The organism is Veillonella atypica (assembly GCF_041431435.1).
Taxonomy (GTDB): Bacteria; Bacillota; Negativicutes; order Veillonellales; family Veillonellaceae; genus Veillonella; species Veillonella atypica.
Window position 1 is genome coordinate 113,044 of record NZ_JAPVXV010000001.1, and the last position, 13,863, is coordinate 126,906.

Consider the following 13,863-nt stretch of genomic DNA (forward strand, 5'->3'; position numbering starts at 1 on the left):
GACTATGAGACCTATTACAGAAGCATATAAGGATTTTCCTATTTTACATAAAGAGCATAATGGTCATCGCCTTATCTACTTAGATAGTGGTGCAACGGCGCAAATTCCTCAAATGGTAATGGATCGCCTTACAGACCATATGCTTCACCATAATGGTAATCCACATCGCGGTTCTCATATCCTCGCTATTGAAGCGTCGGAAGCGTATGAAAATGCACGTGACCGCGTTGTTGAGTTTATTAATGCCCGTGAGCGAGAAGAGGTTGTCTTTACCCGTAATAGTACGGAATCGATGAACCTAATCGCTCATAGCTATGGCGCTAATTTTGCTACAAAAGGTGATAAGATTGTCATTACTGTTGCAGAACATCATGCCAATCTTGTTACATGGCAATATGTTGCTGAGAAAACAGGTTCTACATTAGAGTATATGTACTTAGATGAATCGGGCCATTTGAAAGATGGTGAAATCAATAAGATTGATGAAAGTACTAAAATTGTGGCATTTGCTCATGTGAGCAATGTTCTTGGCATGGAATTTCCTGTGAAAGAATTGACTGAAAAAGCTCATTCTGTAGGGGCTATTGTCGTTCTTGACGGAGCTCAATCTACACCTCATATGAAGGTAGATGTACAAGCCTTGGACTGTGATTTCTTCGTATTCTCTGGTCATAAAATGTGTGCTTCTCAAGGTATTGGTGTGCTCTATGGGAAACGAGAATTACTTGAAAAAATGCCACCATTCTTACTCGGTGGTGATATGATTGAATATGTAAAAGAACAATCTACTACATTCAATGAATTACCATATAAATTCGAAGCTGGTACACCAAATGCTCATGGTGCTGTAACATTACATGCCGCTATTGATTATCTTGAATCTTTCGGCATGGATGCTATTGAGGCACATGAAGAAGAATTGGTATCCTATGTATTGCCTAAGATGCTTGAAATCCCTCATGTTCACGTATTGGGATCTCAAAACCCTCGTGAAAAACATGGCGTTATCGCTTTTACAATAGATGATGTACATCCTCATGATGTAGCGACTATCCTTGATTCTAAAGGTATTTGTGTACGCTCTGGACATCATTGTGCACAACCTTTGGGCGCATTCTTTCACGTAGCTGCATCTACACGCCTCAGCATGTATTTATACACGCGTAAAGAAGATTTAGATGCATTCTTAGAGGTATTAAAAACTGTCCGTTCGGTAATGGGCTTTAAAGATTAGGAGACATTCACATGGAAATGGATCAATTGTATACGGAACTTATTTTGGAACATAATCAAGATAAGCGTAATAAACGTGAGTTAAGTGAGTTTACTGCTTCCGAACATGGCCACAATCCAAGTTGTGGTGATGATTTGACGCTACAAATTGATGTACAAGATGGCATTATTAAAGATGCAGCTTACACAGGCTCTGGTTGTGCTATCAGCCAAGCTTCAGCATCCATGATGATTGATATTATCAAGGGTAAATCTGTAGAAGAAGCATTGCGTTTGGTAGAATTATTCTTGGGTATGATTAAAAAAGAGGTTACCGACGAATCTAAACTTGAAGATTTGGAAGATGCTATGGCCTTACAAAATATTTCTAATATGCCTGCTCGTGTAAAATGTGCTGTATTAGCATGGCATACATTAAAAGAGGCTTTAAAGAAATAATTATGAATAAGACCATTATTTTTGACTTGGATGGAACCTTAACAGATTCAGAAGAAGGAATTTTGAAGAGTGTCACATATGCACTTGAATTCTTTGGATATGAAATTCCACCTCATGAAACATTGTTATTATTCTTAGGCCCTCCACTTGTAGATTCATTTCAAGAACACTGTGGCATGGCATTAGAAGAAGCAGAAAAAGTATATAAAAAGTTTGGTGAACGCTATGGTACCATTGGTAAATTCGAAAATCAATTGTATCCTAACATCATCGACCTATTGGACAAGGTTAAAAATGAACATTATACTGTGGCCTTGGCTACGGCTAAGCCAGAAGTTTATGCACGCGAGATTTTAGATCATTTTTCTATTACACAATACTTTGATGTCATTGTAGGAGCCAATTACAAAGAAGGCTTGGTTCATAAGAAAGAGATTCTTCAAAAGGCCATCGAATTGTGTGGTAATCCTTTAACTGATGATACGGGACGTCGTCTCGTATACATGGTAGGGGATAGAAAATACGATGTTGAGTCAGGCAATGAATTAGGTTGTATATCTATAGGTGTTACCTATGGATATGGTACCGAAATAGAGTTAAACGATGCAAATGCAGAATATCTTTGCGATGATGTAGATGATATTGTTATGACCTTGGACTTAGAGGAAATGCTTGTTCGTAGATAAGACTATTAACGTTCATATTAAAAGGCTAGAGATTCGTCTCTAGCCTTTTTTACGCAGTAAAAAGACCTTGTTCGTACTGAGCAAGGTCTTTTAGATTTTCTTATGTTATTTTTTTAGGCCACTTTTTTTAGCTAATGATTTGATAACCTTAGCGCTTTGTTTTTTGAGTTTGCCTCCAGTTTGTTTTAATTGGATACGTGTACGGAATACACGACCAAGTGTTGTAATTTTGGTTTTGCGACGCGGTTTCATATCGCGTTCGTTACCAAAATCGCCACGTTGGACAGTGGTTGCTTTTACCTTTTCAGATCCAAATGATTGACGTAAGGATTTCATAAATTGTGTAAGTGGTAGAGTACGATTGAAGGCGAATAAATCAACTGCTACATAACCCAATTCCGGATACGCATGTAATGTGAAGTGAAATTGTTTTGCAATAGCAAGAACGACAATTTCATCATCCATAACTTGATAGTTAATTTCGTCTAATTCAATATCTGCTAACTCAAATGCAGCAGCTACACTTTCTTGTACGGCTGCAGCGGAAGAGAGGGATTCTTCATTGCAAGAGTATAAATCTAGTAATAATTGATGACCTAATGCATCTGCCATTGTAGCACCTTCTTTCGTACATACGCTATTATATCTTTAATATTATACATTGAATTCTTATATTAGTCTATTCGTAGAAACATTTACGTACATACATTGATTTGGTGGCGTAATTCATATAATAAATTTACGTATTTTGGTAATAGTCAAATAATAATTTATAAAAATTTGACTTTATATTTGACAATAGTCAAATAGTCAAATATAATAAAACTATATTAAAAGAACAAAAAGACAAATTAAGAGATAAATTTATAAAGAGGTGTTATTATGAGCGTTATAGCTGATAAAATAGAAAAATTTATACTTAATAAATTAACAGAAGAACAAGAAAGATTGATTTTAAAGAGAAATGAGTTGGCCGATGAATTAGATTGTGCACCATCTCAGATTAGTTATGTATTGAGTACGCGTTTTTCTAATGAACGAGGATTTGATGTTGAATCTAGACGTGGATTAGGTGGATATATTAGAATTCGTAAGTTGCAACCAGAATCTTCTAATATGGTACCAGCAGTGACAACCTATCATATCTATGAAGGTCCAAATCGCGTGGAACGGTTAATCGATTTACGCGATGTTGATCAATCTTTATTTCAATTGTTACAAGATAATAAAATTACAAAGCGCGAGGCTCAAATGATGCATAATTCATTTGCCAGCATCATTGAACATGTAGATTATGAATCTAGAAATGATGCAATTTGCAATCTTTATGCATCCATGATAGAGACATTGCGGAAGGAGTGATGTCATATGAAATGCGATCATTGCCATACAAACGAAGCAACAGTGCATATGACAAATATCGTTAATAATCAAAAAACAGAACAACATTTATGTTCGTCCTGTGCTAATAAATTACAAAAAGATGGTAAGTTATCTCCCTTTAGTTCTTTCGTAAATGATATTTGGGACAATGACTTTTTCTCCAATGATTTTTTCAAAAATATGGTGTACCCAGACCATATGTTGCAATCACAGCAGATGAAACGCTGTCCAAATTGTGGAAATACATTTGAAGATTTTAATCGATTTGGGAAATTTGGATGTCCTAGTTGTTACGAAACTTTTAAAAATCAGATTGCATCATTGGTTCAACGCATTCAAGGGTCAGTTGAATATGAAGGACGCGTACCAAACCAAGGGCATAATGTGTTTAAAGCACAATATGAAATTAAGCAATTACGACGTCAATTAGAAACGGCCATCGGTGATGAAAACTTTGAAGAAGCAGCTCAAATTAGAGATAAAATCAAAGCTTTAGAATCGAAGGTCGATAGTAAAGAAAATTGAGGAGGATAGTATGTTTGATAATATATTAGATGCAGCCCTTAGTAAATGGCTCCAACATACGCCATCCGATTCAGATCATATCGTTATTTCTAGTCGTATACGATTAGCTCGGAATTTCAGAGACACATTATTTACCAATAAAAATGATGGAGCCGCTCTACATCATGTTGATTCTATTGCACGTGGTTTGGTTACTACGTTAAAAGATTCCGACAATCAAGATTATTACTGTATTAGTCTTGATAAATTATCCGATACAGAGCGTGCTATTCTTGTGGAAAAACATTTGATTAGTCCTGTTATGGCTGAAAAAATGCCATATCGTAGCTTACTTGTATCCGATGACGCAGCGGTAGCAATTATGGTTAATGAAGAGGACCATTTGCGCATACAAACTATGGAGGCGGGCCTGAATTTAATAGATGCTTTTCACCATGCAGAACGCATTGATGATGTTATTGATGAGAAGCAACCATTTGCATTTAATGAATCTTTTGGCTATTTAACTGCATGCCCAACGAATGTGGGCACCGGTTTACGCGCCTCTGTTATGCTTCATCTTCCTGCATTAGCAATGACTGGACGCATTAATCGTCTTGTTCGGAGTATTGTTCAGCTTGGCTATTCTGTGCGCGGTTTATATGGCGAAGGTTCTGACGCATTAGGTCATATGTATCAGGTGTCTAATCAACGTACGATGGGCATTAGCGAAGCCGATACCATTGAGCAATTGACGAAAATTGTAGACGGTATCATAGCAGAAGAGCGAAAATGTCGTCAAACATTGGTGCACAATGATAAAGATGGTCTTGAAGATCATTTGTGGCGGTCCTATGGTATATTGCGATATGCAAGGTCTATAAGTGGTCAGGAGTCCCTAGAAAAATTAAGCGATGTTCAATTAGGTGTAGATTTAAATATCTTACCAGCATGGTCGAACGATAGTTTTAATGAGTTGGTGGCTATTACAAGACCTAATTTTTTACTTAAATATATGGGAAAAGAAGAGATAAGTCCTCAAGAATGCGATAATTATAGAGCAGCAGTTATTAGAGAAAAACTTTCACAAAAATAATAAGTGATTTTCCTATTTTCTATGATATTTAAGAATACTATTCATGGAGATATTCAAGAAATTCCATTTTATATAGATTGATAAAATGTACCTTCATTTCATGAATGAAGTTTATATAAAGAGCGCAAACTGATGTTTGCGAACGAGGTAATACATATGATGCAACGATTTACAGATGATGCACAACGAGTGTTATCCTTCGCCCAAGAAGCGGCCTTAGAACTAGGGCATGACTATGTGGGAACGGAGCATGTACTCATCGGGCTCATAAAGGTTAAAAATGGTGTTGCCGCAAAGGCTCTTAATGAGCTTGGTCTCAGTGCAGAGACGATTATTGAAGATGTTGAAGAGCATATAGGACGAGGTAATAAGAAGGTTAGTTCCGTCTATATGACTCCCCGTGTAAAACATGTGCTGGAGTTAGCTGTTGAAGTGGCTAATCATATGAACCACAATTATGTGGGGACAGAACATATTCTATTAGGTCTGTTGAGCGATGGTGGTGGCGTAGCAGTAGGTATATTGCGCAATCATAATATTCGTGCAAATGATATTGTGGATACGATTCGAACAATTCTCGGCTCTTCTGACAGCGTTAGTCATAGTGCGGAAGATAGGAAAGATAATAGTTCATTAGGTGAACTTGCTGATTTTGGCACAGATTTAAATGAATCGGCTAAGCAAGGTAAAATTGACCCCGTTATTGGTCGGGATAAAGAGATAGCGAGGGTCATTCAAATTTTGAGCCGCCGCACTAAAAATAATCCGGTGCTTATCGGTGAACCAGGTGTAGGTAAAACGGCTATTGCAGAAGGGTTGGCTCAGCGCATCGTAAATGGTAATGTGCCAGAAATTCTGCGTAATAAGCGAATTATTTCATTGAGTATCAGTTCCATGCTAGCCGGTGCGAAATATCGTGGCGAATTTGAAGAACGATTGAAAAAAGCCATTGATGAAGTTCAAAAACATAACGATATGATTATATTCATCGATGAAATTCATACATTAGTTGGCGCTGGTGCCACTGAAGGCGCCATGGATGCAGCGAATATTTTAAAACCTGCATTAGCTCGCGGTGAGTTCCAAGTGGTTGGTGCTACGACTTTAGATGAATATAAAAAGCATATCGAAAAAGATGCTGCGCTAGAACGTAGATTTCAACCGGTGTTGGTCGGTGAACCCTCTGAGGAGGATGCACTCGAAATTCTAAAGGGTCTACGCGATCGATATGAGGCCTTTCATAAGGCAAAGATTACCGACGAAGCATTGGCAGCCGCGGTTTCACTATCCAGTCGTTATATTACGGATCGGTTCTTGCCGGATAAGGCTATCGATGTTGTCGATGAGGCGGCGTCCAAGGTGCGGATGAAAGTGTTTTCTGCCGCACCCGATGTGAAAGCATTGGAGACACAATTAGCAGATGTAAAAAAGGAAAAAGAAGCGGCTGTAACAGCTCAAGAATTTGAGAAGGCGGCTGAGATGCGCGATGAAGAAAAGCGCATTGAAAAGGAAATCAATGATAAGAAAAAAGCGGCTAAGGAAAATAGCGATGCTAAGTTAGTTGTGACTGACGAAGATATTGCCTCTGTTGTAGCACAATGGACGGGGATTCCTGTTTCTAAAATCGCACAGGAAGAATCTGAATCATTATTACATCTAGAAGAAGAGCTTCATAAACGTGTCATTGGTCAAGATGAGGCCGTTGTGGCCGTTTCTAAGGCTGTTCGCCGCGCTAGAGCTGGTTTAAAAGATCCTAAACGTCCTATTGGGTCATTCTTATTCTTAGGACCTACTGGCGTTGGGAAAACCGAATTGGCTCGTGCCCTAGCTGTTGCCTTATTTGGTGATGAGACGGCGATGATTCGCCTAGATATGTCCGAATATATGGAAAAGCATACGGTATCGCGTTTAGTAGGTGCGCCTCCAGGCTATGTTGGCTATGAAGAAGGTGGGCAATTAACTGATGCAGTTCGCCGAAAACCATATAGCGTAATTCTACTTGACGAAGTAGAAAAGGCTCATGCAGATTTCTTTAATATCTTATTGCAGGTTCTTGATGATGGTCGATTAACAGATAGCCAGGGTCGCACTGTTGATTTTAGAAATACTGTTATCATCATGACGAGTAATCTAGGTGCTAAAGCTTTGCGCAAGGATTCACCTGAACTAGGATTTTTAGCAGCTAAAAAGGCTGATAGTAACACTGAAGATACTAATGAGGTTAATTTTAAGGAAGCAAAAAAATCTGTTATGGATTCGGTAAAGCGCCATTTCCGTCCTGAATTTTTGAATCGTATCGATGAAATGATTGTATTCCATGCTTTAACGTCAAACGATTTAAAACAAATTGTTACAATTTTAATGGATACTGTAGTAAAACGTCTTGTTGATATGGGATTATCACTAGAAATTTCACCAGCTGCTATGGATTTGCTTGTGAAAGAAGGATCTGATTTCTCAATGGGCGCACGTCCATTGAAACGAGCTATTCAACGGTTAATTGAAGATCCTATATCAGATCTTATTTTACAAGGTAATGCTCCTGAAGGAGCTATCATCAAGGCCGATGTAGAAGATGAACACATTGTGGTAAAAGCTTCTAATTAACTGGGAATAGATATTATTTTCATACAGTCTTTTATGTAAAATTTAATGTCAAAATGGTATACTATTAGTGATAATAGTTGACCGTAGTATAAATTATGCACAAAAGGTCATGAGTGAATTATCATTCATGACCTTTTACTTTTCATGGGGGTTGTATGGCAAAGGTAAAAACAGTTTTCTTTTGTAATAATTGTGGTGCTGAATCTGCCAAGTGGATGGGAAAGTGTCCTCAATGCGGTGAATGGAATACACTGGTTGAAGAAGTGGTGAAAGACACTAAACACAGCCGTACACCATCTGTGCGTGGGGTGGGCACTAGTATGACTAAACCCGTGGCATTGCCAGATATTGAAATGTCCGCTGTGTCTAGAATTCCTACGACCTATAAGGAGATAGATAGAGTGCTTGGTGGCGGTATTGTGCCTGGTGCATTAATGTTATTAGGTGGTGACCCTGGTATTGGTAAATCAACACTGCTTTTACAAGTTTCTCAAAAGGTGGCCGATACAGTTGGTACCGTTTTATATGCATCTGGCGAAGAATCACAATTACAATTAAAATTGAGAGCGGAACGATTACATATTAATAGCGAACGATTACATGTGATAGCCGATACAGATTTAGACCATATTCTTGAGGTCGCATTAGATCAAAAACCATCATTACTGGTCATCGACTCCATACAAACAATGTTTACTGCAGATATCGAGGCCGCACCTGGTAGTGTTAGTCAAGTCTGTGAGTGTACATCGCGTTTATTACGGTTTTGTAAAGAACAGAATATTCCGACCATTATCATTGGTCATGTAACAAAGGAAGGCAATATTGCAGGCCCTCGTATGCTTGAACATATGGTGGATGTAGTACTCTATTTTGAAGGGGAACGTTCCTATCAGTTCCGTATATTACGAGCTATCAAAAATCGCTTTGGTTCCACATCGGAAACCGGTATTTTTACCATGATTGAAGATGGTTTAGCAGAGCTGGCTAATCCGTCGGCGTCCTTGTTAGCTGAACGAGCAGATGATGAAAGTGGTAGTGCGGTCATGATTTATCTTGAAGGGGTTCGTCCCATTCTGGTAGAGGTTCAAAGTTTGGTAGCTACAACAGCCTTTGGAATGCCAAGGCGTACGGCTATTGGCTATGATTTGAATCGTCTAATTGTGCTACTAGCAGTATTGGAAAAACGCTGCGGCTTTACGTTGGGCAATAAGGATGTCTACGTCAATGTAATCGGTGGATTAAAGGTTAATGAACCGGCTTGTGATTTATCGATGGCCGTTGCCATTGTATCTAATTTAAAAAATCGCGTAGTGCCTCATGACATGGTGATTCTTGGAGAGGTTGGATTGACCGGTAATGTTCGTAGTATTCCACGCATAGAACAACGAATTAATGAAGCTAAGAAATTGGGCTTTACAAAGTTTATTATCCCAGAAGGGAACTATAAGCAAATTAAGCACGATGATAAGTCTATTCAAATCCGTGGTGTTACGTCAATTGCACAAGCGATGCAACTCGCATTTTCTTAATATATGTTACAGTTCATAGAAGGCTAATTCATTGAGTATAAACTCTATGGTATTTGAAGGAGGTGATGCCATGATTTATGGCATTTTACGGTATGTGATTGCTATCCTTATCGGTACGGCCGCATACGTAGGTATGGACAACTTAGCCCCTATTATTGATCCTTATTTAGTATCTCAATTTGCAAGCTTTGGAGATATGTCGCTCACTGTAGCACGTATTTCAGTTATTGTGCTTGGTACGATAATTGGTATTTTAATAGGCTATTTTATTTCGTCCTTTATTTTAAAACAAGGTTTAGTCATTGCTAGACGATTGGAACGGGTATTAACACATATTCCTAACCAAGAATTGATTGCAGGCACCATCGGTTTATTATTTGGTCTTATTATTGCTAATTTAATTGGTGCAGCATTCAATCAGGTTCCTATCATTGGACCGTATATTTCAATCATCTTAAGTGCCATTTTTGGCTATAGCGGTGTACGTTTGATGGCCCGTAAGGGACCTGAAATGTATCTTAACTATTTAAAGCAATGGAAACGCAGTGAAGCGGGGACTAAAAAAAGTAGAGGCTTCAACATGTTTGGATCTCACAAGTCCAGTGACTCAAATTCAACTGCAAAGTTATTAGATACTTCTGTTATTATTGATGGGCGTATTAAGGAGCTGTGCGCTACTGGGTTTATTGATGGCCCATTGGTAGTTCCTGTCTTTGTTTTAAATGAGTTACAAATTATTTCCGACTCCGCAGATGCGATGAAACGAAATCGTGGCCGTCGTGGGTTAGATATTTTAAAAGAAATGCAGGATGCAAAACTTGTATCTATTGAAATTGTAGAAGATGACTATGATGATCTACACGAAGTTGATTCTAAATTGATGCGATTAGCTTTAGAGAAACAATGGAAGCTTATGACCAATGATTTTAATCTCAATAAGGTGGCTCGTGTACAAGGCATTAAGGTTTTAAATTTAAACGAATTAGCCAATGTATTAAAACCGGTCCTCATTTCAGGTGAATGGATTCGCGTACAAGTAATGAAGGAAGGTAAAGAGGTTCAACAAGGCGTTGCTTACTTAGACGATGGTACAATGATTGTCGTAGAAGATGGTCGTCCATATGTAGGTCAAGAGGTTGAGGTTATGGTTACATCCATTTTACAAACCAGTGCAGGTCGTATGATTTTTGCGCGTGTAGATGGAGGTAAGCATGAGTGAGGTTAGCTGTATTGTATTAGCTGCCGGCGCAGGTCGCCGGATGGGTCATGATGAGAACAAAATCTTCATTAAACTTGGCAATAAATCGATTATTCAATGGACGTTAAGTAATATTGAACAAGTTAAAGCAGTGAGTGAAGTCATTCTCGTTGTTGCTGATGGCGAAGCAGACTATATGAAGCAGCATATTGCATCATTAGGGCTTTCAAAATCAATTAAAATTATCACAGGTGGCAAAGAGCGACAAGATTCTGTGTATGCAGGTTTACAAGCGGTTAGCGATGATATGGATATTGTCCTCGTTCACGATGGAGCTAGACCTTTAGCAAAGCCAGAGTTATTTGAACGTGTCATTGAAGGGGCCAAGACTCATGGTGCTGTGACTATAGGTGTACCATCTACAGATACGATTAAGCGTGTTGATATCGATGGACAGGTTTTAGAAACATTGAATCGTAACGAGTTGATGAATATTCAAACGCCACAAGGTTTTCTAAAAGATATATTCAAAGAAGCTCAAGAAACGGCTAAGCGTGATGCTTATTTGGGGACGGACGACGTGTCCTTAGTTGAATATATCGGTAAAGATGTGTACATTTTAGATGGCGATTATGAGAACATCAAGGTTACGACACCAAACGATATAGCGGTGGCTAAACGGTATTTAGGAATCAAGGAGCAACAGATGCGCGTAGGTTTTGGATATGATATTCATCGATTGAAGGAAGGAAGACCTTGTATTTTGGGCGGTGTTCATATCGAATCGCCTGTTGGCCCCGATGGTCATTCCGATGCAGATGTATTGATTCATGCGCTGATGGATGCCTTACTTGGTGCTGCTGGTTTAAAGGATATAGGCTACTATTTTCCACCGGAAGATGATACATACAAAGGGATTTCTAGCATGATTTTATTAAAACATGTGAATTCCTTGTTGAAAGAAAGAGGCTTAGAAGCCTATAATATAGATATTATGGTTATTTCTGAAACGCCAAAATTAAAGCCACACATCGATACGATGAAGGCTAATTTACAATCTGTTTTAGAAATTCCATTAGATCGCATTAGTATTAAGGCTACTACCAATGAAATGCTTGGTGCCATTGGGCGCCGTGAAGGTATTGCAGCACAGGCAGTAGTTTCCGTATATGAAGGAGAGGTTTAATTATGAAGGTACGTTTTGCGCCAAGTCCAACAGGTCCATTTCATATTGGCGGTGCTCGATCCGCTTTGTTCAACTGGCTATTAGCACGTAAGGAAAAAGGTACGTTTGTACTTCGCATTGAGGATACAGATTTATCTCGTTCTACTCGTGAAAGTGAAGAAAATATTAAAGCATCTTTGCAATGGCTCGGTATGAATTGGGATGAAGGCATCGACGTAGGTGGTGAAAATGGCCCTTATCGTCAAACAGAACGTCTTGATTTGTATAATGAAGTAACACAACGCCTACTTGATGAAGATAAAGCTTATGAATGCTTCTGTACAGCTGAAGAGCTTGATGAAGTACGTCAAGCGCAAATGGAACGCGGTGAAACCCCTAAATATAATGGTCATTGTTGCCATCTTACAGAAGAAGAAAAAGAAAAATATCGTGCAGAAGGTAGAAAACCAACTATCCGTCTTCGCGTACCTTTGAATAAAACCTATGCATTCGATGATATGGTTCGTGGTCATGTATCCTTCGAGTCTAATGGTGTAGGTGACTTTGTAATCGTAAAATCCGATGGTATCCCTGTATATAACTTTGCCGTTGTAATGGATGACCACATGATGAAAATCACTCACGTTATTCGTGCGGAAGAACATTTATCCAACACACCTCGTCAAATGGCTATCTACGAAGCACTTGGTTGGGAAATTCCTATATTTGGTCATATCTCCTTGATTCTTGGCAAAGATTATAAGAAGATGTCTAAACGTCATGGTGCTACATCTGTTGATCAATATAAGCAATTGGGTTACTTGCCAGAAGCATTAGTAAACTTCTTGGCACTTCTTGGTTGGGCTCCAGAAGGTGAAGAAGAATTCTTTACACAAGATGAATTGATTCAAGCCTTCTCCATGGATCGCGTTGCTAAGAACCCAGCTGTATTTGATATCGATAAATTAAACCACATCAATTTCCATTACATGAAAAATTTGAGCGATGAAGAATTATTCCGCCTTTGCTTGCCGCATTTAAAAGAAGTTGGTTTAGCTCCAGATAGCTTGAATCAATCTGATATTGATTGGTTAACATTACTTTGTTCTACATTCCGTGATCATATTAGCTTTGGTGCTCAAATTAAAGATCATGTAGGCATGTTCATGGGGGAAACAGTATTCCTCGAAGAAGGTCATGAAGAAGAGTTAAAGGCAGTGCTTAACGAAGAATCTGCGCCAACTGTATTGAATGCTTTCAAAGAAAAATTAGCAGACATGGAAGAAGTTACACCAGAAGCCGTTAAAAAGGCTATCAAGGCTGTTATGAAAGAAACTGCTTTGAAAGGTAAATTTGTATTCATGCCATTGCGTGTTGCCTTGACTGGTCAAATGCATGGTCCTGACTTAAACAATATCGTTACATTGCTTGGTAAAGAAAAATGCTTACATCATTTAGACAATGTAGGTGCTTTAACTAAATAATGTAATAGCGGTTAACCAAAAACAAATTGCTGAAACAGGTCTCATCATTTTTGTAGCTTGTTTAGTACAAAACTTGAGTGGCTACGTTGTTACATTCTTTATTTGTAAAATTCTTAACATCGATGTATCATCTCGTCGTGCTATGCAAATTGAAGTGGCTATGCAAAACTCTGCATTATCCGTTTCACTAGCGATGAAACATTTCACACCTCAAGCAGCGGTAGCTGGTGCTGTTTTCTCGATTATTCATAATTTTACAGGCTCTATTTTTGCCGGTATTTGCCGCAAACATGATGATAAAGAGAAGTTAGAACAAGCTTAGTCATTAACTTATTAAGTAAATCGTTCTAATAACTTATAATTGATAATATATTTCAATAAAATATACAGTTAAACCGCCATTTTCATAATCCTTAATATGTTTAATTCCCTTGATAAAGGGACATATTCAATGGTTTTGAAGATGGAGGTTTTTCTTGTAATTATTGACATTATATAGCATTATTGGTAAAATTATTTTATATCTTAATATAGGTA

General features: G+C 38.3%; 12 protein-coding genes and 1 pseudogene. 12 read left to right on the forward strand and 1 reads right to left on the reverse strand.

All coding sequences use genetic code 11. The features are described 5' to 3' along the window. The first annotated feature begins 4 nt into the window (after positions 1 to 4). The 3 genes from O3598_RS00540 to O3598_RS00550 are packed head-to-tail and all read left to right on the forward strand — an operon-like array spanning position 5 to position 2,357. On the forward strand, positions 5 to 1,234 hold the full coding sequence (locus tag O3598_RS00540; protein WP_285416390.1) for a SufS family cysteine desulfurase: 1,230 nt from the start codon (positions 5 to 7) through the stop codon (positions 1,232 to 1,234). An 11-nt stretch (positions 1,235 to 1,245) separates the two neighbouring features. Beyond that, positions 1,246 to 1,671 (forward strand): Fe-S cluster assembly sulfur transfer protein SufU, encoded by a 426-nt coding sequence (gene sufU, locus O3598_RS00545; RefSeq protein WP_005378700.1) that lies wholly within the window; start codon positions 1,246 to 1,248, stop codon positions 1,669 to 1,671. Positions 1,672 to 1,673: 2 nt separating this feature from the next. Continuing rightward, positions 1,674 to 2,357: an HAD hydrolase-like protein gene (locus O3598_RS00550; RefSeq protein WP_285416387.1), complete on the forward strand. Its 684-nt coding sequence runs from the start codon at positions 1,674 to 1,676 to the stop codon at positions 2,355 to 2,357. Positions 2,358 to 2,462: 105 nt separating this feature from the next. On the opposite strand, the gene O3598_RS00555 is transcribed toward O3598_RS00550, so the two are convergent. Beyond that, a complete protein-coding gene (locus O3598_RS00555) occupies positions 2,463 to 2,969 on the reverse strand; it encodes an S-adenosylmethionine decarboxylase family protein (protein WP_005378718.1) in 507 nt (168 codons plus the stop codon). Between the two features lie 270 nt (positions 2,970 to 3,239). On the opposite strand from O3598_RS00555, the gene O3598_RS00560 reads away from it, so the two are divergent. From O3598_RS00560 to O3598_RS00600, 9 genes and pseudogenes are all read left to right on the forward strand, one after another. Then, on the forward strand, positions 3,240 to 3,719 hold the full coding sequence (locus O3598_RS00560; protein WP_285416385.1) for a CtsR family transcriptional regulator: 480 nt from the start codon (positions 3,240 to 3,242) through the stop codon (positions 3,717 to 3,719). 6 nt (positions 3,720 to 3,725) lie between these two features. Next, complete coding sequence (locus O3598_RS00565; protein ID WP_005379925.1) at positions 3,726 to 4,265, forward strand: UvrB/UvrC motif-containing protein; 540 nt, start codon at positions 3,726 to 3,728, stop codon at positions 4,263 to 4,265. 10 nt (positions 4,266 to 4,275) lie between these two features. Continuing rightward, entirely contained in the window at positions 4,276 to 5,340 is a 1,065-nt protein-coding gene (locus tag O3598_RS00570) for a protein arginine kinase (protein WP_371451390.1), read from the forward strand. Between the two features lie 156 nt (positions 5,341 to 5,496). Next, complete coding sequence (locus O3598_RS00575) at positions 5,497 to 7,947, forward strand: ATP-dependent Clp protease ATP-binding subunit (RefSeq protein ID WP_371451392.1); 2,451 nt, start codon at positions 5,497 to 5,499, stop codon at positions 7,945 to 7,947. A 155-nt stretch (positions 7,948 to 8,102) separates the two neighbouring features. Beyond that, positions 8,103 to 9,479 carry a DNA repair protein RadA gene (gene radA / locus O3598_RS00580; RefSeq protein ID WP_371451394.1) on the forward strand — a complete coding sequence of 459 codons (1,377 nt, stop codon included), beginning with the start codon at positions 8,103 to 8,105 and terminating at the stop codon, positions 9,477 to 9,479. A gap of 70 nt (positions 9,480 to 9,549) precedes the next feature. Then, positions 9,550 to 10,698: a PIN/TRAM domain-containing protein gene (locus tag O3598_RS00585; protein ID WP_371451396.1), complete on the forward strand. Its 1,149-nt coding sequence runs from the start codon at positions 9,550 to 9,552 to the stop codon at positions 10,696 to 10,698. After that, positions 10,691 to 11,863 (forward strand): 2-C-methyl-D-erythritol 4-phosphate cytidylyltransferase, encoded by a 1,173-nt coding sequence (ispD, locus tag O3598_RS00590; protein ID WP_371451398.1) that lies wholly within the window; start codon positions 10,691 to 10,693, stop codon positions 11,861 to 11,863. Before O3598_RS00585 ends, ispD begins: the two co-directional genes overlap by 8 nt. A gap of 2 nt (positions 11,864 to 11,865) precedes the next feature. Further along, positions 11,866 to 13,326 (forward strand): glutamate--tRNA ligase, encoded by a 1,461-nt coding sequence (gene gltX / locus O3598_RS00595; protein WP_156718716.1) that lies wholly within the window; start codon positions 11,866 to 11,868, stop codon positions 13,324 to 13,326. Between the two features lies 1 nt (position 13,327). After that, positions 13,328 to 13,648: pseudogene (locus tag O3598_RS00600) on the forward strand (bile acid:sodium symporter family protein); the annotation flags it as partial. Positions 13,649 to 13,863 lie beyond the last annotated feature (215 nt).

Excerpts from the sequence above, each read along its gene's own strand:
- O3598_RS00540 (WP_285416390.1), top strand. The coding sequence starts at position 5 with ATGAGACCTATTACAGAAGCATATAAGGATTTTCCTATTTTACATAAA.
- ispD (WP_371451398.1), top strand. The coding sequence starts at position 10,691 with ATGAGTGAGGTTAGCTGTATTGTATTAGCTGCCGGCGCAGGTCGCCGG.
- O3598_RS00570 (WP_371451390.1), top strand. The coding sequence starts at position 4,276 with ATGTTTGATAATATATTAGATGCAGCCCTTAGTAAATGGCTCCAACAT.
- O3598_RS00575 (WP_371451392.1), top strand. The coding sequence starts at position 5,497 with ATGATGCAACGATTTACAGATGATGCACAACGAGTGTTATCCTTCGCC.
- O3598_RS00555 (WP_005378718.1), bottom strand. The coding sequence starts at position 2,969 with ATGGCAGATGCATTAGGTCATCAATTATTACTAGATTTATACTCTTGC.
- O3598_RS00565 (WP_005379925.1), top strand. The coding sequence starts at position 3,726 with ATGAAATGCGATCATTGCCATACAAACGAAGCAACAGTGCATATGACA.
- sufU (WP_005378700.1), top strand. The coding sequence starts at position 1,246 with ATGGAAATGGATCAATTGTATACGGAACTTATTTTGGAACATAATCAA.
- O3598_RS00550 (WP_285416387.1), top strand. The coding sequence starts at position 1,674 with ATGAATAAGACCATTATTTTTGACTTGGATGGAACCTTAACAGATTCA.
- O3598_RS00585 (WP_371451396.1), top strand. The coding sequence starts at position 9,550 with ATGATTTATGGCATTTTACGGTATGTGATTGCTATCCTTATCGGTACG.
- gltX (WP_156718716.1), top strand. The coding sequence starts at position 11,866 with ATGAAGGTACGTTTTGCGCCAAGTCCAACAGGTCCATTTCATATTGGC.
- O3598_RS00560 (WP_285416385.1), top strand. The coding sequence starts at position 3,240 with ATGAGCGTTATAGCTGATAAAATAGAAAAATTTATACTTAATAAATTA.
- radA (WP_371451394.1), top strand. The coding sequence starts at position 8,103 with ATGGCAAAGGTAAAAACAGTTTTCTTTTGTAATAATTGTGGTGCTGAA.